The sequence below is a fragment of the Planococcus salinarum genome, from assembly GCF_007004625.1.
Lineage (GTDB): Bacteria > Bacillota > Bacilli > Bacillales_A > Planococcaceae > Planococcus > Planococcus salinarum.
Genome location: NZ_VIFV01000015.1, coordinates 12,647 through 33,143, shown reverse-complemented (window position 1 = coordinate 33,143; position 20,497 = coordinate 12,647). Strand labels below are relative to the sequence as shown.

Annotated in this window: 18 protein-coding genes; 11 read left to right on the top strand and 7 right to left on the bottom strand. The window is 48.2% G+C overall.

Going from position 1 to position 20,497, the window contains the following annotated elements:
• Positions 1 to 227: 227 nt before the first annotated feature.
• Positions 228 to 1,067: an MBL fold metallo-hydrolase gene (locus tag DIJ65_RS10290; protein ID WP_117301904.1), complete on the bottom strand. Its 840-nt coding sequence runs from the start codon at positions 1,065 to 1,067 to the stop codon at positions 228 to 230.
• A gap of 151 nt (positions 1,068 to 1,218) precedes the next feature.
• On the opposite strand from DIJ65_RS10290, the gene DIJ65_RS10285 reads away from it, so the two are divergent.
• The gene (locus DIJ65_RS10285) at positions 1,219 to 2,337 is read left to right on the top strand and encodes an NAD(P)/FAD-dependent oxidoreductase (RefSeq protein WP_117301902.1); all 1,119 of its coding nucleotides are present in this window, start codon (positions 1,219 to 1,221) and stop codon (positions 2,335 to 2,337) included.
• Between the two features lie 121 nt (positions 2,338 to 2,458).
• On the opposite strand, the gene DIJ65_RS10280 is transcribed toward DIJ65_RS10285, so the two are convergent.
• Positions 2,459 to 3,685 carry a helix-turn-helix domain-containing protein gene (locus DIJ65_RS10280; RefSeq protein WP_117301900.1) on the bottom strand — a complete coding sequence of 409 codons (1,227 nt, stop codon included), beginning with the start codon at positions 3,683 to 3,685 and terminating at the stop codon, positions 2,459 to 2,461.
• 119 nt (positions 3,686 to 3,804) lie between these two features.
• On the opposite strand from DIJ65_RS10280, the gene DIJ65_RS10275 reads away from it, so the two are divergent.
• Together DIJ65_RS10275 and DIJ65_RS10270 are read left to right on the top strand one after the other, a co-directional pair.
• Complete coding sequence (locus DIJ65_RS10275; RefSeq protein WP_117301898.1) at positions 3,805 to 5,103, top strand: MFS transporter; 1,299 nt, start codon at positions 3,805 to 3,807, stop codon at positions 5,101 to 5,103.
• Between the two features lie 99 nt (positions 5,104 to 5,202).
• On the top strand, positions 5,203 to 6,060 hold the full coding sequence (locus tag DIJ65_RS10270; protein ID WP_117301896.1) for an SDR family oxidoreductase: 858 nt from the start codon (positions 5,203 to 5,205) through the stop codon (positions 6,058 to 6,060).
• A gap of 21 nt (positions 6,061 to 6,081) precedes the next feature.
• Here DIJ65_RS10270 and DIJ65_RS10265 read toward each other — a convergent pair whose 3' ends face one another.
• From DIJ65_RS10265 to DIJ65_RS10250, 4 genes are all read right to left on the bottom strand, one after another.
• On the bottom strand, positions 6,082 to 7,263 hold the full coding sequence (locus tag DIJ65_RS10265) for an MFS transporter (RefSeq protein WP_117301894.1): 1,182 nt from the start codon (positions 7,261 to 7,263) through the stop codon (positions 6,082 to 6,084).
• Between the two features lie 230 nt (positions 7,264 to 7,493).
• Entirely contained in the window at positions 7,494 to 9,881 is a 2,388-nt protein-coding gene (locus tag DIJ65_RS10260) for a heavy metal translocating P-type ATPase (RefSeq protein ID WP_117301892.1), read from the bottom strand.
• Positions 9,882 to 9,947: 66 nt separating this feature from the next.
• Positions 9,948 to 10,169 carry a copper chaperone CopZ gene (gene copZ, locus DIJ65_RS10255; RefSeq protein ID WP_117301890.1) on the bottom strand — a complete coding sequence of 74 codons (222 nt, stop codon included), beginning with the start codon at positions 10,167 to 10,169 and terminating at the stop codon, positions 9,948 to 9,950.
• 16 nt (positions 10,170 to 10,185) lie between these two features.
• A complete protein-coding gene (locus tag DIJ65_RS10250) occupies positions 10,186 to 10,509 on the bottom strand; it encodes a metal-sensitive transcriptional regulator (protein WP_117301888.1) in 324 nt (107 codons plus the stop codon).
• Between the two features lie 228 nt (positions 10,510 to 10,737).
• On the opposite strand from DIJ65_RS10250, the gene DIJ65_RS16565 reads away from it, so the two are divergent.
• On the top strand, positions 10,738 to 10,872 hold the full coding sequence (locus tag DIJ65_RS16565) for an Lmo0850 family protein (protein WP_260678696.1): 135 nt from the start codon (positions 10,738 to 10,740) through the stop codon (positions 10,870 to 10,872).
• 132 nt (positions 10,873 to 11,004) lie between these two features.
• Here the strand turns inward: DIJ65_RS16565 and DIJ65_RS10245 are convergent, their stop codons facing one another.
• Positions 11,005 to 12,192 (bottom strand): FtsW/RodA/SpoVE family cell cycle protein, encoded by a 1,188-nt coding sequence (locus DIJ65_RS10245; protein WP_117301886.1) that lies wholly within the window; start codon positions 12,190 to 12,192, stop codon positions 11,005 to 11,007.
• A gap of 158 nt (positions 12,193 to 12,350) precedes the next feature.
• Between DIJ65_RS10245 and DIJ65_RS10240 the strand changes: the two genes are divergently transcribed.
• The 7 genes from DIJ65_RS10240 to DIJ65_RS10210 all read left to right on the top strand — a co-directional run bounded on the left by DIJ65_RS10240 (position 12,351) and on the right by DIJ65_RS10210 (position 20,491).
• Complete coding sequence (locus DIJ65_RS10240; RefSeq protein WP_117301884.1) at positions 12,351 to 13,121, top strand: hypothetical protein; 771 nt, start codon at positions 12,351 to 12,353, stop codon at positions 13,119 to 13,121.
• Between the two features lie 158 nt (positions 13,122 to 13,279).
• Positions 13,280 to 14,350: a D-alanine--D-alanine ligase gene (locus tag DIJ65_RS10235; RefSeq protein WP_117301883.1), complete on the top strand. Its 1,071-nt coding sequence runs from the start codon at positions 13,280 to 13,282 to the stop codon at positions 14,348 to 14,350.
• Between the two features lie 13 nt (positions 14,351 to 14,363).
• Positions 14,364 to 15,722, top strand: coding sequence for a UDP-N-acetylmuramoyl-tripeptide--D-alanyl-D-alanine ligase (locus DIJ65_RS10230; protein WP_117301881.1), 1,359 nt, complete (start codon positions 14,364 to 14,366; stop codon positions 15,720 to 15,722).
• Positions 15,723 to 15,740: 18 nt separating this feature from the next.
• Entirely contained in the window at positions 15,741 to 16,439 is a 699-nt protein-coding gene (locus DIJ65_RS10225; RefSeq protein WP_071152209.1) for an alpha/beta hydrolase, read from the top strand.
• Between the two features lie 333 nt (positions 16,440 to 16,772).
• A complete protein-coding gene (locus tag DIJ65_RS10220) occupies positions 16,773 to 18,296 on the top strand; it encodes a degradosome RNA helicase CshA (RefSeq protein ID WP_117301879.1) in 1,524 nt (507 codons plus the stop codon).
• A gap of 190 nt (positions 18,297 to 18,486) precedes the next feature.
• Positions 18,487 to 18,966, top strand: coding sequence for a PH domain-containing protein (locus DIJ65_RS10215; protein WP_071152210.1), 480 nt, complete (start codon positions 18,487 to 18,489; stop codon positions 18,964 to 18,966).
• Entirely contained in the window at positions 18,959 to 20,491 is a 1,533-nt protein-coding gene (locus DIJ65_RS10210) for a PH domain-containing protein (protein WP_071152211.1), read from the top strand. The genes DIJ65_RS10215 and DIJ65_RS10210 overlap by 8 nt, the downstream gene beginning before the upstream one ends.
• The last annotated feature ends 6 nt before the right edge of the window (positions 20,492 to 20,497 follow it).

Sequence of the window (20,497 nt, the reverse complement as noted above, 5' to 3'; positions counted from 1 at the left end):
TCATCTCCATTCTATTTTCATAAAACGATTATTAAAAAATTTGGGACTATGTAAATTGTATACCCCAACATTTGAGACTATAAACATTTAATCTGAAAATTAATATATTTGCAAATACTTAGGAGAGCCAGCAAGAAAAACGCCAGTGGGTGCTGGCGTTTGAAAGTTGTGCATATAAAAAGGTGAAGACGTTTTGGGTGCTTTCTTCAAGTGGAGCTGCGGCTTGTTTATTCCAAAAATTTCCCGTGGGAAGGAACGGCTTTTTCCTGGAAATTTTTCGCCAGATCGATGAGTCCTTCCGCTAATTCCGAGCCGTAGATTGGTTTTCCGTGGCCGGTCACAGCGATTGACGGCTGCAGGGCAGCCAATTTCACTACAGATTCCCAGGCTGCGCGCCAGTCAGTGGTCAGGTAGACGGGAGGTCCGCATACTTCTTTTTTCTGGGTAAGGACTTTATAGAGAGAGTCCTGTTTAACGGTTACAAACGCGTCTCCGGCAATCAGCAGTTTCCCGGCTTTTCTGAACAACGAAACATGTCCGTCCGAATGGCCGGGTGTATGGATCCACTGCCAGCCAGGCATGCCCGGAACCGAACCGTCAGCCGGCAGCTCTTTGAGGTGTTGTGAAATATCGATGGATTCCACGGGAAATGCTTTGGAAATTTTGGCGACCAGTCCACCTTCGACCGAAGAATCGGCTTGCGGGTAATCGGTGATGCCTTTTAAATAAGAAAATTCCAAAGGATGCGCATAAACAGGCACCGGATATTTCTCGAGGATTTCCACTATGCTGCCAACGTGATCAAAATGGCCGTGTGTCAGAATGATAGCCTTCAAATTATGGTCCGGGCCAAAGCGGTTCTCGGCTTCCTGCAGAATCTTTTTGGCGGAATGCGGCATGCCGGCGTCGACAAGAATATAGTCATTGCTTACTGTCGGGTCTCCGATGAACAAAAGATTGACAATCTGGTTCGTGTAGCAATATACATCCGGTGCAACCTCAACCCCGGCACCGCTTTTAAGGGAAGTCATCGGCAGGATGGCTTCCGTGCTTTTACTTTTTTCCATTTCAAATTCCTCCTGTCTTCATATCATTGCTATTTATGCTTTACCCGCATACCCGGAAATTGAATCAGGTAAGCCGCTGCCGAATGAAGTTGAGTCTCCTGCAGTTGTACTATAAAATGAAAACCAAACAGAACAGAGAAAAGGTGAAGAGATGAAATCGTTAATCATAATCGGTGGAGGGATACTCGGAGCAGCAACTGCTTACGAAGCGGCAAAGGCGGGAGCACGCGTTGTCCTGATCGACCGGGCAGACGCAGGCCAGGCTACAGGAGCAGCGGCGGGAATCGTCTGTCCATGGATTTCCCAGCGGCGCAATAAAGCGTGGTATCACCTTGCAAAAAGCGGCGCGAAATACTATCCGGATCTGATTAAGGAATTGGAAAATCTAGGGGAGACCGAAACAGGCTATAAACAGGTGGGCATCGTCAGCATTCATGAAGACAGCAAACTGGATAAAATGGAGGCAAAGGCTCGGGAGCGGAACGAGGATGCACCTGAGATGGGGACCATCGAAAGGCTGGACGCTGAACAAACCAAAGCTTTGTTTCCACATGCGGGAACCCGATACGGCTCGCTGTATGTCAGTGGTGCCGCCCGGGTGGACGGCCGTTCCGTGCGGGATGCGCTGATCAGTGCTGCCCGCAAATTGGGTGCAGAAATTGTTGCAGGAAATGCAAGGCTTCTTGTTGAGGACAACAAAGTAATCGGAGTTGGAACGGAGCAACAGGAATTTTACGCGGACAGCATCGTATCAGCGGGAGGGGCGTGGGCACCCGAACTGTTTCAGCCGCTGGGTCTTGAAATGGACGTGGTCCCGCAAAAAGCGCAGATTCTCGAACTGCAGCTTGAAGGAACAGGAACAGGCGACTGGCCGGTGGCGATGGTGCCGTTCGGCCAGTACATCGTGCCGTTCGGAGGCGGGCGTATCATTGCTGGAGCAACCCATGAAAACGACGCCGGTTTTGACACCAAACTGACAGCAGGTGGCATTCACCACATCCTTGATAAAGTGCTCGATGTGGTGCCAGGCTTGGCTTCTGCTGAGTTGACAGGCGCCAGTACCGGGTTTCGGCCGTCGACGCTGAGCGCATTGCCGTTCATCGGAGCCGTTCCGGGATACCCGAATCTGTTCGCGGCCAACGCGCTTGGTTCTTCGGGTCTGACAGCCGGGCCGTTTCTGGGAGCGCAACTGGCTAAACTTTCGATCGGAAGCGCGGCAGACATCGAACTGAGCGATTATGACATTGAACAGGTTTTCCGGAAATTATAGGAAGAGGGAAAGATTGTGTATTGGTGTAAAATCGCACGCACGGAAGCCGGCGCTGCTGAAATTTTATACGAAGTATTTCGAATACCAGATGCCACAATAAAACCCGCCGATTGGCGGGTTTTTATTGTGCAGTTATTTGGTTGTAGACCTCCACGATGAATTTTTTGTAAGGCAGATCCGGCATCGATTCGATATTGTTTTTGGCAATTTCTGCATGCTCAATGGCGAGTTCATGTTTTCCAAGTTTCTCGTAAGCAAGCGCCAAATAGGAATCTTTTTCATAATGCATTGATAAATCGTAAGGGTGGTGGAGGAACTCCCAAATTTTATGCTTTTCCAGCCACATGATGGATGCTTCCCACTGGCCTAAACCATAGAGGGCTTTCCCTTTTTCGAGAGTGAAGAGGAAAGTGGTCGTCTCTTCATTCTTTTTCAAGTTCCGGTCAATGATTGCATTGGCTTTTTCATATTCATGTGCAAATGTATTTAAATAGTGGACTTCCACGGCATCTGCAAACGCTCCGATTTCTTCATCATCTGAAAAGTCGGCAAACAACCTGAGCTTGCCGATATAATAATTTTTGCTGTCGATATCTTCATTTAAAACTGCCTGGAATCCAGCCAACCGGTATAAATCACTTACGCGGTAAAAAATTTGCTGTTCTTTGGAATAAGTGATGGCTGTTTCCATGATCCTGGTTGAATTTGAATAGTCTCCCACCGCGGAGTAGCAGACGGACTCGTAATAATCAAAGTCCAGTTTTTTCAGGGGATCCAAGACGCCTGTTCTTTCTTCAAAAATCTTTCGCGATGATTGAATCATTGCCAAAGCCTGGGGGTATCGGTGTTCATTAAATTCCATCATGGCTTTCAGGATATGAAGTTCTGCACTTTGATTGATCATGTGCAAACCGTCATAGATTTCTTCAGCTTTAGCCAGTGCGCTCGGCCAATCTCCGGTTTGCGAATGATAGCCGCAGCGGCTGTAGATTTCAAGGAGCCTTGCCGATTCATAACGAAATGGTAGTTTTTCCAAATAAGGATCAATCATTTCTACAATTCTCCTGTACTCTTCGAAAAGTTCTCTACTCGCTATTTCCACTTTATAAAGCTTTTCCACTTTTTCCAATAATTCGCGGAGCTCGGTTGCCGATACCGCCTCCAATAATTCGTTTTTATCGACACCCAGCCGCTCGGCTATATAAGCAAGGCTTTCCATAGAGGGGTTAGCCTTATTGTTTTCTATTAAACTCAACATGCCTTTTGTAAGTTTTTCACCGGCAAGTGCCTGCAGAGTCATGCCTTTTTCTTTCCGCAATTTTTTTATACGCTCACCAAACGTCTCCATAACTTCACCTGCTTTTCAGTATAGTTTAATTATATTAAACTTTAGTTTGCATTGCCAGCATGAGTGTGATATATTTTGTTTAATTAAATTAAACTTTTCGGAGTGGAGAGTGACAAGGAATGAGTGGAGCAGCGAAAATCAGCCGGGCAACTTACCATCTGTATACGTTTACCATCAGCAAGTTAGTGTCAACATTCGGCAGTTCAGTTTACACCTTTGGCATCAGTTTATACGTGTTGGCCCTTACCGGATCGGCTGCCAGTTTTGCCATCAACCTGATTTGCAGCATTCTGCCACGAACTTTGCTGGCGCCTTTTGCGGGCTTCATGGCCGACAATTACTCGAAGAAAGCGATTGTCATTCTGGCCCAGCTTGCCAGTGCGTTAGCGGTGGCGGGTTTGCTCGTCTACAGTATCGCTGTCGGCTTGTCACTGCCGGCGATTTACACGACAACCGCACTCATCTCGATCAGCTCGATGTTCGCAAGCGTCACGTTTTCTTCGTCCATCGCGAACCTGATTGATTCGGAACGCATCCAGAAAGCGATGGGCTTTAACCAGTCCGCCATCGCCATCGCCGCAATCGGCGGGCCTGTCGTCGGTGGCATCCTGTTCGGTTTTGTTTCCATGAACATCTTTCTTATTATCCAGGTGGCTGCGTATTTACTGGCGGTGATCCTTGAATCGACAATGGATTTCAGGCTGTTTACGAACCGGATCCCTCAAGCTGCCGGAGAAGCGAAACAATCCATGACAGCAGGGATGAAGGAGGGGGTCGCTTATTTAAAAACAAACCGTGTAGTGATGGTGATTGTCACAGTTGCGGTTGGCATCAACTTCTTCTTCTCTGCCCTGATGATCGGTTTGCCGTTTATCGCGATCCAGGAATTGAAAATCGAGGCCACCCATTTCGGGTTTATCGAAGCGATGATTGCCGTGGGCATGCTGATTGCGTCCGTCTACTTTTCCGTGCGGAAAGAAGTGAAGTTCCCGTTGCAATTTGCGAAACGGGGTATTCTCGCGATGTCGGTCCTGTTAGCGGGTATGGGTTTGCCGCTGTTGTTCGACTTTACGTACGCGGCAGCGGTCGTTTACTTCCTTGTTCTGATGCTCGGGTTCGGAATCACGAACATATTCGTCAACACGCCGATTGGGGTCATGATGCAAAAAGATGTGGAAGAAGAGTACCGGGGGCGTGTCTTCGGCATTCTGGAATCGATGGCAATGGCAATGATGCCGCTCGGCTATTTGATATTCGGGCTGCTGTATGATGTGGTGCCGGCCGAATATGTCGTCATCGGCAGCAGCATCTGCCTGATTGCGTTGACCGGCTATACGATGCGGCCTTCCGTTCTGAAACAGGCGCATCCCGAACTGGATAGGGATGCATTTCCAGTGAAAGCGGAACTTCAGGAGTAAAAGATGGACCCAATTCTTTTACTGCGTCTGTTCAGGTTTATGAATATCCAGAAAGGGAAAATCCACAGAGACGTAACAATCTGGAAAGGATGATTCCGAATGGATAAGGACAGACCGAAAATCGTTCCCGGGCAGGAACAGGAGCGCCAGCCGGGATTCGAGAAAGAAATGGAACCCGCGCCGAGCTATGATAAAAATCTGGCCGGAAAGGCGCAGCGCCTTCCCGGCAAAAAAGCACTGATCACCGGGGGAGACAGCGGCATCGGACGCGCCGTTGCGCTGGCATACGCCAAAGAAGGCGCAGATGTTGCCGTCATGTATTTGGATGAACACGAAGATGCGGAAGAAACGAAGGGTCTCATCGAGCGGGAAGGTGGTAAATGCCTGCTGATTGCCGGTGATATCGGAGACGAAACCTTCTGCAAAGAAAGCCTTCAAAAAGTGGTGGATGAATTCGGTGGATTGGATATCCTTGTAAACAATGCAGCAGAGCAGCATATGCAGACGTCGCTGAAGGACATCAGCGCAGAACAGCTGGAGCGGACGTTCCGGACCAACGTTTTTGGCATGTTCTATTTGACGAAAGCTGCGCTGGAACATCTGAAGCGCGGCGCTTCCATTATCAACACAACATCCATCACCGCTTTCCGCGGTGAACCGACGTTGATCGATTACTCCTCGACCAAAGGGGCCATTCTGGCATTTACACGTGCCTTATCCGGTTCAGTGGCAAAGGAAGGGATCCGTGTCAACGGCGTCGCCCCGGGACCAATCTGGACGCCGCTCATCCCGGCATCATTCCCGGCAGACGTTGTCGAAGGTTTCGGCAGTTCGACGCCACTCGGCCGACCGGGCCAGCCGGATGAACTCGCACCTGCTTTTGTTTACCTCGCGTCCGACGACTCATCCTATGTAACGGGGCAGGTAATTCATGTTAACGGCGGAACACCTTATTAAACGTGAAAAGCAAGCACCCGGTCATGCCGGAGTGCTTGCTTTTTTTGGTTCCTGTAAGGTTTTCGGTGATCCGCGGTAAAGGACGATCAACAGGATGCTGGCGATTGCCAATGCGCCGGACAGGAAATAGATCGAGCCCGCTTGCATGGTCAACAGCCACGTGAAGAACAGCGGGCCGATGATGCGTCCCATGTTATCCATCGAATAGGTCATCCCGGCCGCCGTTCCATATTTGCCGCCGGATTCCTTCGAAGTCAAGGACACTAGAGCAGTGCGGGAAAGAGCGTTGCCGGCTGTGAAAATGCTCAACGCCACGCCGGCGAATACCAGGCTCGAAGTGAACGGCAGCAGCAACAAGCCGGCTGCGGTGACAATTTGGGCGCCGATGATCCATTTTGTTTCAGCCCCGTCTTTTATTCGGCGCACCACGCCGCCTTGGATCGCTGCGTCCACAAACCCGCTGGCCATGAACAAATAACCGAGTTGCAGCGGAGTGATTTGGATCTGGTCAATCTGGAACAACTGAAAAGTCGATTCCAGGCCGGCCAGCAGAAACGTCACCATGAAGGACATCAGGAACAAGTAGCGGATCCGGAAACTCCAAAGCGTGCTGGCGCCTTTTGGCAGCAGTGCGCGCTTCGTCGCTTCACCCTGTCTTACCGGTTCTTTCAATACAAAACTGGCGTATACCATCAGCAACAATGTCAGGACCGCGGATGCGGTAAACGGCAATGACAGTGAAATGGCTCCAAGCAAGCCGCCGATCGCCGGACCGAAGATAAAGCCAAGGCCGATCGACATCCCGAGAAAGGCCATGTATTTATTGCGCTCCTCGTCTGTCGTAATATCAGCAACGTATCCTGTTACCGCGGTATAGAGGGCCCCGGAAAAAAGACCGCCGATAATGCGCGACATATAAAGGAGCGCCAGGTTGTCAAGAAACAGCGAGAACAGGAAAAAGCTCAGGCTGAATCCCGCCAGTCCGGTCAAAATCAGTTTCTTCCTGCCGGTGCGGTCTGAAAGTTTCCCCCATAGCGGAGCGGTGAAAAAGGAAGACAGAGCATATATCGTAATGAGTCCGCCGACATGGATTTCGCTGTATCCCTGATCCAGGATGACTTCCGGAAGGATGGGTATGATAATGCCGAACCCCAGGTACACGAAAAACTGAACCGACATCAGCAATAAAATAGTTTTCTTCATAAGATGAATTCCTGCTTTCTAAAAATATATGTGCTTTCAGTTTACATCTGTTCGTGGCGAAGGTAAATGGAAGGAATGAAGATGAAGGTTTTTCGTAAAGGAAAAGAGATTTCAGAGTTTCTTCAGTTGCAAAAAGACAACCCGCACCTCAACCGGACATTTCCGCACCTCACCCCTAAAAAACCGGACAAAAAACCCGCTCCTCAAAATAAATGGGAGCGGGCAGATTGTTATTTCTCCAATTTAACTCTTTGCAGCCGCAGCGAGTTCATGACGACGGAAACAGAACTGAATGCCATCGCGGCGCCCGCAAGCCACGGTGCCAGCAATCCGGCAGCGGCGATCGGGATGCCGAGGGAATTATAGGCAAGTGCCCAGAAAAGATTTTGCTTGATGTTTTTCACCGTCAGGCGGCTCATGCGCACGGCATCGACCACGCGCATCAGATCGCCCTGCATCAGCGTGATGTCTGATGCTTCCATGGCGATAGCTGTGCCTGTACCCATTGCCATACCGATGTCGGCCGTGGCAAGAGCGGGAGCGTCGTTCAGGCCATCTCCAGCCATCGCGACTTTCCGTCCTTCTTTTTGAAGGTTCGCGACAACATCGGCTTTTCCTGCGGGAAGCACTCCGGAAACAACATCATCGATACCCACCTGGCGTGCGATTGCCTGGGCAGTTCGCTCCTGGTCACCCGTCAGCATCACCACGTGTAAGCCGAGCTTCTTCATTTCCGCTACAGCTTCGGCGGCGTTGTCCTTGATGGTGTCAGCTACCGCAATCAAACCGGCGAATTTGCCGTCGACTGCCATATACATGACCGTCTTGCCATCGCTTTCAAGGGGTTCTGCCAGGGTATCATCGATTTCGAGGACATCCATCAGTCTGCGGTTGCCCATCAAAATTTCCCGTCCATCGACTTCAGCCCGTATGCCGTGGCCCGGAACCGCTTCAAAGCGGCTGACCGTTCCATTATTGATGCCGTACTGGGCGATTGCCTGGGCCACCGGGTGCTCGGACTGACTCTCGGCGCTTGCGGCCAGGTTTTTCAGTTCTTCTATATCAAAACCTTCCGCGCCGATAAAATCGGTGACGACAGGACGGCCGTTTGTGATGGTCCCTGTTTTATCGAGAACAATGGTATCAATATGTTTCGTGTTTTCAAGTGATTCGGCTGTTTTGAACAGGACTCCCTGTTCAGCTGAGCGTCCCGAACCGGCCATAATCGAAGTCGGTGTCGCCAGCCCCAAGGCACATGGGCAGGCAATAACAAGGACAGCGATGGTGCTTTCGAGAGCAGCGGCAAAGTCACCGGGGGACACAAGGAAATACCAGGCGATGAAAGTGATGATCGCAATTCCGACTACAATCGGCACGAAAATGCCGGAAATCTGATCGGCCAGCCGCTGGATCGGCGCTTTCGAACCTTGTGCCTGTTCCACAACCCGGATGATATTCGATAATACCGTATCTTTGCCGACTTTTTCAGCTTTAACGCGCAAAGATCCATTGGAGTTGACGGTAGCTGCATAAACCGGGTCGCCGGATTCTTTGTCGACCGGCAGGCTTTCGCCCGTGAGCATTGATTCGTCGACTGCCGAGTTGCCGGAGATGACGGCCGCATCGACCGGAATCGAAGCGCCGGGTTTGATCAACAGGATATCTCCGGTACGAACTTCCGAAATGGGTGTTACGACGGCTTCACCGCTGCGTTCCACCAAAGCTGTCTCTGGCTGCAGTTTCATCAATTTCTTGATGGCATCGGAAGAACGTCCTTTGGCGCGAGCTTCGAAAACCTTGCCGAGCAGGATCAATGTGATCAAAATAGCACTTGTCTCAAAATACAGTCCCATGGCATGGGGGCTGCCGAGATGTGCAAAGACAAGGTAAACGCTGTAGAAATAGGCAGCTGAAGTTCCGAGTGCCACCAGAACATCCATATTGGCGCTCTTATTCTTTAATGCGAAATAAGCACCTTTATAAAAGGTGGCCCCGATCCAGAATTGAACCGGTGTAGCCAGCGCCCATTGCACAAAGGGATTCATCAGAAATTCCGGCACATACATCCAGGAAGTGAAGGAAAAATGGCTGACCATCGTCCACAGCAAAGGCAGCGAAAGCGCGGCTGAAATCCAGAACAACCGTGTTTTTTTGCGGATTTCCTGTGACTTATGATCCTCTGCCTCATCGTTTTCCTGATTGAGTACGGCATCATAGCCCATTGATTGAATCTTTTTGACAAAATCTTCGGGAGATAATGTGTTGGGGTTGTATTCGACATGGCCTGTTTCCATGGCCAGATTGATATTGGCGGTGTTGACGCCTTCCATTTTGTTCAATACTTTCTCGATGCGGGCAGAGCAGTTGGCGCAAGTCATTCCTTGGATGGAAAAGTCCACTTCCTCCTGACGCACACCGTAACCGAGCTGTTCGACTTTGTGTTCCATTTCTTTCAGGGAAGCCTGTTCCCCGTCATAAACGACGGAAGCTTTTTCGGTGGCGAAATTGACCGTTGCTTCGGTGACCCCGGGCATTTTTTTCAGTCCTTTTTCGACACGGTTTGCACAAGCGGCACAGGTCATTCCTGTTATGGCCAATTCGGTTTGTTTAACGGGCATTGCGAGTCACTCCTTATACCGTATAGGGGTATATATCCCCTTAAAAAAATAACTGCGTTTCCGCAGTTATGAATTTGTGGATACTACATCGTAGCCCTGGTCTTCAATCGTTTCCGCAATTTTACCGGCTTCAAGTGATGGATTCGAGTAGGAAACATCGACAGAACCATTTTCAAGGGATACATCGACTTTTTCCACGCCATCCAGTTCCATTACACTTTCAGTTACAGCTTTTACGCAATGCTGGCAGCTCATGCCGCTAACTTGCAGGTTAATCGTTTTTGTCATGTTAAATTCCTCCTTATTATTTTCGCATCATTTTTTGGATCGTGACAAGCAATTCATCGAGAATTTCTTCGTCGCCATCTGACAGCCGCTCTACGACACAGCCTTTCAGATGGCCTTCGAGCAATAATTTTGTAACGCCATTCAGCGCAGACTGGGTAGCAGCCAGCTGCGTGATGATATCATCACAATAGACATCTTTTTCCACCATCCCTTTGATGCCGCGGATTTGGCCCTCCACCCGGCTCAGACGATTCGTAAGATCGCGTTTAACTATAGGGGGGTGATGGCTTTTTCTGCAGGCTGGGCCGGTAACGGGAGCATCATTCAATAATTCGCTCATAGATTAATCCTCCATGTCTTTTGATATTCTCAATATACCCCTGCTGGGTATGCGAGTCAAGGGATTAACAATATTGCAACTTTGTAATGAAAATGAAAAGTTTAAAAGCTTGAAAAGATGGTATTATATGCATAGACACAGAAATGTCAACTATTTAGCTAATTTGATGAATCCATTTAGGATTTACATACGTTACTATAAATGAAGGAATATGGAGAGGTGATATGGATGGCGAAGGAAGTAGAAGTTCGTAACATCGTTTCAAATTTATCGAAACTGGGAATCCAGGCAAAAATCACAAAATCTCGGACAGAACTATTGAAAGCACTCGCATTGCCGCAGCACCCTCAAACACAATCGTAATTTTAAAAACGTAAACGCCTCTTCAGCACCGAAGCGTCCCGGAGGGCTGGGCAAGGAAACAGTTATTCCGATTCAAAAAGTTCTATTGTCTTATCTAATATAAAAACTCCGACGCCATCTGCGTCGGAGTTTTTATTGGTCTTCTTTATCGTTGCCGAACATATACGTTTTGTGATGGAACTTCATACTGAAGACGATGCCGATTGCCAGCATATTCCCGATCAGTGAACTTCCGCCGTAACTGATGAACGGCAGCGGAATGCCGGTGATCGGCAGGAGCTGGATCGTCATCCCGATGTTCTGGAATACGTGGAATGTCACCATGGCGATAATGCCTGCGCAAACATAAGTGCTGAATGTGTCTTTTAACTGCAGCGTGATTTTCGTCAAATGGTAAATCAGCATGAAGAAAAGAATGATGACCACGCTGGCTCCGATAAATCCGAAATCCTCAGAAATGACGGTGAAGATGAAATCTGTATGATTTTCGGGCACGTACACTTCGCGGCCCTGATAGCCTTTGCCGAAAACTTCGCCGGAACCGATGGCATTCATCGCGGCAATCAGGTTATAGCCATCGCCGTCTGCATAGGAATAAGGATCAAGCCAGGTGTAGATACGGGCGAATGCATAACGCTGGATGCCGAATGTGTTGGTCAGGAATTCCTGCATATTGATTGTCATCCATAGAAGCGTGGCGCCGATGACTGCCACACTGCCGAAACTCGGAAGAATTATTTTCCACGAGATTCCGGAAACGACGATGATTGCCAGCGTAATGGCGATAAATACGAGAGCGGTTCCCAAATCCGGCTGTTGGAGGATGAACATCAACGGGATGAACAGCAAAAAGCCGATTTTCCCCAGAAGCACCAAATCGGTCTTCACCGTTTTTAATGCAAATTTTTCGTGATGGGATGAAATCATTTTCGCGAGTGCCAATATATAGAAGGTTTTCATAAACTCAGCAGGCTGAATATTGACCACCGGCGTATGGAACCAGGCCTTCGCGCCGTTGACAGGTTCACCGATCTGGCCGGGGCCTGCAGGTGCAATCATCAGAAGGATCAGGGTGAGTATCCCGAAACCATACAGATAATAGGCCATTTTCTTGTATTGTTCCGGATCGAAATACATCAACACACCGATCATGCCGATGGAAACGATGTAGAACAGGCCTTGTCTCGGCACGAAATTGACATTGTATTGGCCGGAAGTCTGCGCGGAAGAAATCGCAATCAGACTGACGATGAAAAAGAGGAATAATATGAAAGCGAGCGACCAGTCAATCCGGTCGGCAAAGCTTTTATTTGTCTGCATGTGCGTTCACCTGTACTTTTTATTATTGAGAGTCGGTTTACATTATAACGTATTCGCGAATTTTATGCGTGTTACTAAAGTAATGACGCCAAATGAGAGCGGATGTTTCGTATTTAATATTGAAGCCCGTATAATAGGGAAAGAATGGAGTGAAGGAAATGGTGAAGAAAGTGAATACCCCGGAACATTATGTTCAGCATTTATACATCTATTTGAATGATGCTGATCAATTCGCCTTGTTCAGCGGCCTGACCTTCGCCCAGTTTATGGATGCTATGAAGATGCCCAAGAATCTGTTGCTGCTGAAGCATTCCTATGAAGATGCTTCCTATAATATGCATACCCAGATGGAATTCGCTTCACAGGAGGAATTTCCGGAGCTGCGCAAATCGCGTGCCGCAAAGGAAGAAGAATTCTGCTGGATCGATTTTCGCAGTGAAAAACAAGTGAATTCCCTGACTCCGCAGGAACAGGCGGAATTATTGTACATAGGTCATAAGAAAGAGACGGTGAAGTTTCCTTTCTATTCAACCCTGTTGAATGAGTTTGTCTATTTGTCGAGCGGAGATGAGCAGACAACCAAGATATATTTTCGTAAGCTGGAGCGGCTGAACGAACTGGTCGGGAATTATTTTGTCCAGCAGATCCGCCGGGTGGACAATGGGCAGAATTTTTGGCGCCGCAAAGCGAAGGATATGATACCCGAGCTGCCGGATGAAATCCTGAAATCAATGAAGGATTATTATCGGGAAGGCATCCTCATTTCACTTGCCGATCCGGAAAAGACGAAGAATACCATTGAATTGCATATCCGCCAGGTCGAAGAAATCACCTTTATGGACGATTTTGGGTCAGGCGTAGAGGAATACACCAAACAGGAAGTGGTGCGGAAGATAATCTATGACCGCAAACTAAAGCAGTGGAAATGAAGAGAATAAGGCTTAACGCTCTCGGGCTGCCGGAAAAACCGGCAGCTTTTTCAATTGGAATAAGGAGTGATTTACCTTTCCCTGCAGGAAAAGATTTTTCGTCTAATCGGGTTCGTGATAAACTAAAGCATATTGGAAAACGAAATGAGGTTATTGGGATGAAAAAAAGAATCGGTTTGTTATATGGCGGGAAATCCGCAGAGCATGAAGTTTCCCTTTCAACAGCACAGGCAGTTACGAAAGCCTTGAATTTTGATAAATATGAAGTATATCCGGTTTATATCACCCAGGAGGGGGAATGGCGGAAAGGCGCGTCTCTTGAGGGCCCTGCCGGCAGCATTGAACAATTGCAGCTTGGACAAGGAAACTCCGCACCCAATGATATTTCCGGTTTTCTTCCTGCAGAGCAGGAAAATGGCCTCGATGTCATCATTCCGTTGCTTCACGGACCGAACGGGGAAGATGGCACTGTACAGGGATTGCTGGAAGTCATGAACCTTCCGTATGTCGGGAATGGTGTATTGGCTTCGTCGGCCGGTATGGACAAAGTCGTCATGAAGCAATTATTTAAGATTGCCGGATTGAACCAAACACCTTATGTGTATTTTATAAGAAGAGATTGGAAGAACCGGCAGTCGGAATTGGTGCGCAAAATCGCCTCCGAGTTACAATGGCCGGTATTCGTCAAACCCGCAAACCTGGGGTCCAGCGTCGGCATCAATAAGGCTGAAAACGAAGATGAACTGATCGCCGCAGTGAATGAGGCTTTGAAATTTGACCGCAAAATCGTGGTCGAGCAAGGAGTCAATGCCCGTGAAATTGAAATCGGCGTGCTCGGCAATGACTCGCCGGAATGTTCGGTGGCAGGCGAGATCAAACCCTTGAAAGCATTCTACGATTATCAGGCGAAGTATAAAGATGGCAATACGGCTATGATTATTCCGGCTGAACTGACGGACACAGTTTATGCGGAGCTGGTGGAATCAGCGAAAAAAGCGTTTAAAGTTCTCGATTGCTCCGGATTGGTCCGCGCCGACTTTTTTGTAACGGCGGACAACGAAATCCTGATCAATGAAGTGAATACGCTGCCTGGTTTCACACCTTACAGCATGTTTCCGTTATTATGGGAAAATACAGGGGTGGCTTATCCGGAACTGATTGAAAAACTGATTGACCTTGCCACTGAACGCTACGAGGATAAACAATTATTGCAAGTAAAAATGGATTGAGTGGAGAAAAGGGATGAAAAAAACGATTGAGCAAGTAGCCAAATGGCTGAATGTAAAAACGAATTTAAAAGATATTGAAATCACTGGAGTTTCCATCAATACCCGCACGCTTCAGAAGGGTGACCTTTTTGTGCCTTTCCGAGGTGAAAAAGTTAATGGCCATTTGTACGTTCGCCACGCGATCGAAGCGGGAGCGGCGGCCGCCTTGTGGCAGCGGGATGAGCCATCGCCTCCGGATGACCTGCCGATTCTGATGGTGGACGATTGCCAAAAGGCGCTGCAGCAAATGGCGCGCGCATACCGTGATGAACTGGCGACAACGGTTATCGGCATTACAGGTTCAAATGGCAAGACTTCCACCAAAGATCTGGTGGCCAGTGTCTTGAAGCCTTATTTCAAGGTGCAAAAAACACAGGGCAATTTCAACAATGAATTGGGCATGCCGCTGACTATTCTTTCCCTGGATGAAGATACGAAATTTGCTGTGCTGGAAATGGGCATGAGCGGATATGGCCAAATCGAATTTCTGTCGGAATTGGCACGTCCGGATTATGCAGTCATCACCAATATCGGTGAAGCGCACATGCAGGACCTCGGCTCCCGTGAAGGGATTGCCCGGGCGAAGTTCGAAATTACCGCGGGCCTTGAAACCTACGGGAAATTGTTCTATGACGGCGACGAGCCGTTGCTGAAACCTTATGTCGAAGACTTCCCGCAGGCGGTTTCTTTCGGTTTCGACGATAATAACGAAATGACCGTGACCGATATCCGCGCCACGGAGAATGGCAGCACATTCATGGTCAGCGGCATCATAGATGCGACGTTCACGATTCCTGTGCTCGGTGACCACCAGGTGAAAAATACCCTGCCGGCAATATTGATTGCACTTGAAGCCGGGTTGACGGAGGAAGAAATCCGGAAATCTTTGAAAGAAGCTGCCCTGACTGACATGCGGATGCAGATGGTCCATGCAAAAGGTGGGGCAATGTTCATCAACGATGCCTATAATGCGGCACCTTCTTCCATGAAGGCAGCTTTGAACTTTATCCGTGAGACAACGATGAAAGAAGATAAATGGGTTGTTCTTGGTGACATGCTGGAACTTGGCGAACAGGAACGCGCTTATCATGAGGAAATCGCACAATCCATCAATTCGGAGATCAACGGTGTTTGCCTGTATGGTCCAAAAATGGAATGGCTTTATACAAAACTTCAGGAAACGTATGAAGGGAAACTGATCTGGAGCAGAGATGATTATCGTCCGATCATTGATTTTCTTGAGACATCGATTTCTGCAAAATCCGTCATTCTGGTGAAGGGTTCCCGCGGAATGGCGCTTGAGAACATCATCGAACCTTTTATCGAGAACTGATTGAAAGAAGGTAGCACTTTGAAAACTGGAGTTTTAATGATCCACGGCTTTACCGGAGGTCCTTTCGAAGTGCAGCCGTTTGCGGATTATATAGAAGAAAAAACGGATTGGCTGGTCAAAATCCCTACGCTGCCAGGTCACGGCGAAAGCCTGGACTTGAAGAACAAGTCCGCGGAGTCGTGGATGATGGCCGCCGAGCTTGCATTGAAGGAATTGAAAAAGCAGGTGGACCGTGTAATCATCGTCGGCTTTTCCATGGGCGGCCTGATTGCCATGTATCTGGCGATGCGTTATAAAATCGAGAAATTGGTGCTGTTGAGCGCTGCCGTCAAATACATCAGCGCCGGGCAGATGCTGGAGGAAGTCCGGAATGCCGCGACGGATGCAGTAAAGAGGCGGCTTGCGCAAAATCCTCTGTTCCATTTGTACGAATACAAATTATTAAATACACCAATCAGTTCGGCTATTGAATTTTTGCGTGTGGTCAAAATGGTCGAACCTTATTATGATAAGTTGACGCTCCCTGTCTACATTGTTCAGGGGAAAAAAGACAGCATTGTGCCGGTCACGGCCGCAGACCATATTTACAATCAACTCGGTTCGATAGAAAAGGAAATTTATCATTCCGACAACGGTCCGCATCTGATCTGCTACAGCGATGACTGTGATGATTGGTTCACGCATGTCCTGGCTTTTATGGCTGATGGAGATGAATAAACTGATTAATGGAACCTTTGCGTATTGATTGCAAGTAGTTCTGAAGCATGTTATTCTATCTAGAGCAATGGATACATTTTTGAAGCACTCTTCCCTGTGAAGAGTATTTTTTTGAGCAAAACGGTTTGTTCTACTTATAGGGCATCAAAACCCGCCGATCAGACCGCTCGGCAACGCCCGAGCTTTTTCTGTTCACACATCCCTCTGAACTTAAAACTACAGAGTATGATTTTCGACGTGAAACTTCCTCATAAAGGCTCGACCTTGTCGCTATTTCATCTAAAATGTACACCATTTGTAAATAAGATGAAGACAAAAGGAGATTGAAAAAATTTGGTAAAATTTTCAGAGTTAAATATCAGCGAAACAACTTTAAAGTCCGTAAAACGTATGGGGTTTGAAGAAGCAACACCGATTCAAGAAGGTACAATCCGTCTAGGTATGGAAGGCAAGGACATTATCGGACAAGCCCAAACGGGAACTGGTAAAACAACTGCATTCGGTATTCCGTTGATTGAAAAAATCGACACTAAAGACGGCAACGTACAAGGATTGATCATCGCGCCAACCCGCGAATTGGCAATTCAGGTTTCAGAAGAATTGTACAGACTGGGCCAGGATAAAAATGTGCGCATTCTTTCAGTTTACGGAGGCCAGGAAATCAGCCGTCAAATCCGTGCGCTTAAAAACCGCCCACAAATCATCGTTGGAACACCAGGACGTCTTTTGGATCATATCAACCGCCGTACGCTTAAATTGGACAACGTCAACACGTTGATCCTTGACGAAGCCGACGAAATGTTGAACATGGGCTTCATCGAAGACATCCAGACAATTATGTCGAGCGTACCAGATACTCGCCAGACATTGTTGTTCTCAGCAACTATGCCGGATGCTATCCGCAAAATTGCAGAGAAATTCATGAAGACTCCTGAAATCGTTAAAATCAAATCAAAAGAAATGACTGTTGAAAACATTGAGCAATTCTATGTTAAGTCTGTTGAACGCGAAAAATTCGATGTTCTTTCACGTCTTTTGAATGTGCAGCAGCCGGAACTGGCAATCATTTTCGGACGCACAAAACGCCGGGTTGACGAATTGGCGAAAGCTTTGAATATCCGCGGCTATGTAGCTGAAGGAATTCATGGTGACTTGAGCCAGGCAAAACGTATGTCAGTTTTGAAGCAATTTAAAGCAGGCAAAGTCGATATTTTGGTTGCAACAGATGTAGCTGCTCGTGGTCTTGATATCTCAGGCGTATCACATGTTTACAACTTTGATATTCCTCAGGATCCGGAAAGCTATGTTCACCGCATCGGCCGTACTGGCCGCGCAGGTAAAAAAGGAGTCGCAGTCACGTTTGTAACACCACGTGAAATGAGCTACTTGGCTATCGTTGAACGTACTACAAAGAAAAAAATGGAAGCACTGACTCCACCGACTGCTGATGAAGCCGTACTTGGCCAAAAACGTGTCGCAATGGAACAATTGCTTGAAATGACAGAGAAAAACAATCTTGGCGACTATCGCGAATTCGCGGCGCAAATGCTTGATCAGCATGATGCGGTCGATTTGATTGCAGCAGCTCTTAAAACGATGACGAAAGAACCGGAAGACGTTCCAGTCTCAATTTCCGAAGAGCGTCCATTGCCATCACGCGGAGGCGGCGGATATAAAGGTAAAGGCGGAAGCGGCGGACGCAGCAGTGGAGGCGGCGGTTATAAAGGCAACCGTTCTTCAGGCTCAGGCCGTCCAGCAAGCAAGGGTGCAAGCTCAGGCGCAACCCGTCGTCGCGAAAGCGGCAGCGGAGCAAGCGGTGGAGGGCGTCCAGGACGCACTCGCCGTCACGAATCTTAATAAGACTTGACCAAATAGCCCGCCGGCAGGAAACTGCCGGCGGGCTATTTTTTTATGGGAGTAAATATGGGCTACCCCGACTATCTGCTTTTCTTTATAAAATACTGGGCTGCCGGAACATTCCGGCTATTGAATCGTATAGTAGAATATGAAACACTGAGAGTAAGAACAACGGAATGGGGAGACGGATATGAATGATCAGCCGAAAAACAAAATCTCAAGAAAAGGGTTAACAGTATGGAGGCTCTACGGAATGATTGAAACTTTTGTCCTCACTTTGCTGGTGGGGGGCGTAGCTGCACTCACCTATTTCTTTGGATGGCCCGTATGGCTGTATGCCGTCTATGCGGGGGCGCTCTTGTTATTCGCATTTTTACTGATTTACCTGTTTCCGAAAATTCGTTGGCAGCGCTGGCGCTATGAGGTAAGAGAACAGGAAATCGAGCTGCAGTACGGCCTCTTTATTGTGACCCGTACATTGGTTCCCATGGTCCGGGTGCAGCACGTCGATACGGAACAGGGACCGATTTTACGTCGTTATGACCTGGCTGAAATTTCCATATCGACTGCAGCGACCACTCATACCATACCTGCATTAATCACTTCTGAAGCAGATGAACTGAGAGGCATGATTTCGGCATTGGCAAGGGTGGCGGAAGACGATGTCTGATATGCGCTATAAACTGCATCCCGTATCCGCTTTTATAAATTTCATGAAAAGCCTGAAAGAGTTGATCATTCCGTTTATCGTGATTTTCGGTGTCAATATTTTCAGGGACGGCGGCGTCGGCGCTATGTTCAGCCAAGGGTGGACCGGCCTTTTGCCCTTACTGATCGGTCTGGTCGTAGTGTTGTTTTCATTGGTTGTCGGGATCATCAAGTGGAAAAGGTTTGTCTACTGGTTTGAAGACGGCGAGTTGCGCATTGAGTATGGTCTTTTTATAAAAAAGAAGAGATACATACCTTTTGAGCGAATTCAAAGTCTTAATTACACTGAAGGAATTTTCCACCGTCCGCTCAACCTTGTAAAGGTGCGCGTTGAAACTGCCGGCTCCGGCAAAGCCGGTGAAGCGGAAGCGGAATTGACGGCGATCAAAAGAGTGGACGCAGACCGCATCGAGACCGAAATAGAAAACGCGAAACACCGTGCGATACCGGTCATGGGACCGTTGGAAGTCCAACATGAGCAAGTTGATGAAAATGCAGTTCCTGAGAAAAAGGAACTGAAAACACTGTACCGCATGTCGATGAAGGAATTGTTGATCCTGGCGACGACTTCGGGCGGGATAGGTGTCGTCATATCGGCTGTGGCTGTTTTCTTATCCCAGTTCAGCGATCTGATCCCCTATGAAACCATCTACGAAGAAGTCATACTGTTCCTGCGTTTCGGTTATCTCATTGTTGCGCTCGCGGTGTTCGCCGGTCTTCTGATTGCATGGATTATTTCTGTGATCTTGACGCTCCTTGCGAATTACCAGTTCACCATCCAGGTGGATAAAGACCATATTTACATCACCAGAGGGCTCCTCGAGAAGAAAAAAGTCTCGGTACCATTCAAACGGATCCAGGGAGTGAAAGTTTCCCGGAATCCGCTGCGGGAATTATTCGGCTACGGCGTAGTGACAGTTGAAAGCGCAGGCGGTTCGATGGGTGGGAAAGATGAGAAAATCCGCTTGTTTCCATTGGTCAAGAACGATCGCATGCTTCCGGTTCTGGAGGAATTGTTCCCGGAAATGGAATTTCAGCCGGAACTGGTAAAAGCTCCGAAAAGAAGCGTCCATTTTTACTACCGCCTTGACTTCCTTTGGATGCTGCCGTTGATCGGTGTCCTGAGTTATTACTTCTTTCCTTATGGACTGTTGTCACTGCTGATTGTGCCGCCGGTTATCGCGATAGGTGTCTGGCAGCACCGGACCACGGGCTATGCGCTCATCGGACGTCAGCTGACCATGGAATTCAGAGGGTTCAGCAAGCATACTTTCTACGTCTGGAAAAAACGCGTGCAGGCAGTTAATGTGCTGCAGACTTATTTCCAGCGGCGAAGAGATCTGGCCTCAATAGAGGCAACGATTAAATCAGGTATGCTCGGATACTCTGCCCGCATCAATTATATGGAAAAAGAAGATGCCAGCCGCATTCTCGACTGGTATCACCCAGCACCAGTTACAGCCAAACAAAAAGGTCAGCCGGAGTAAATCCGG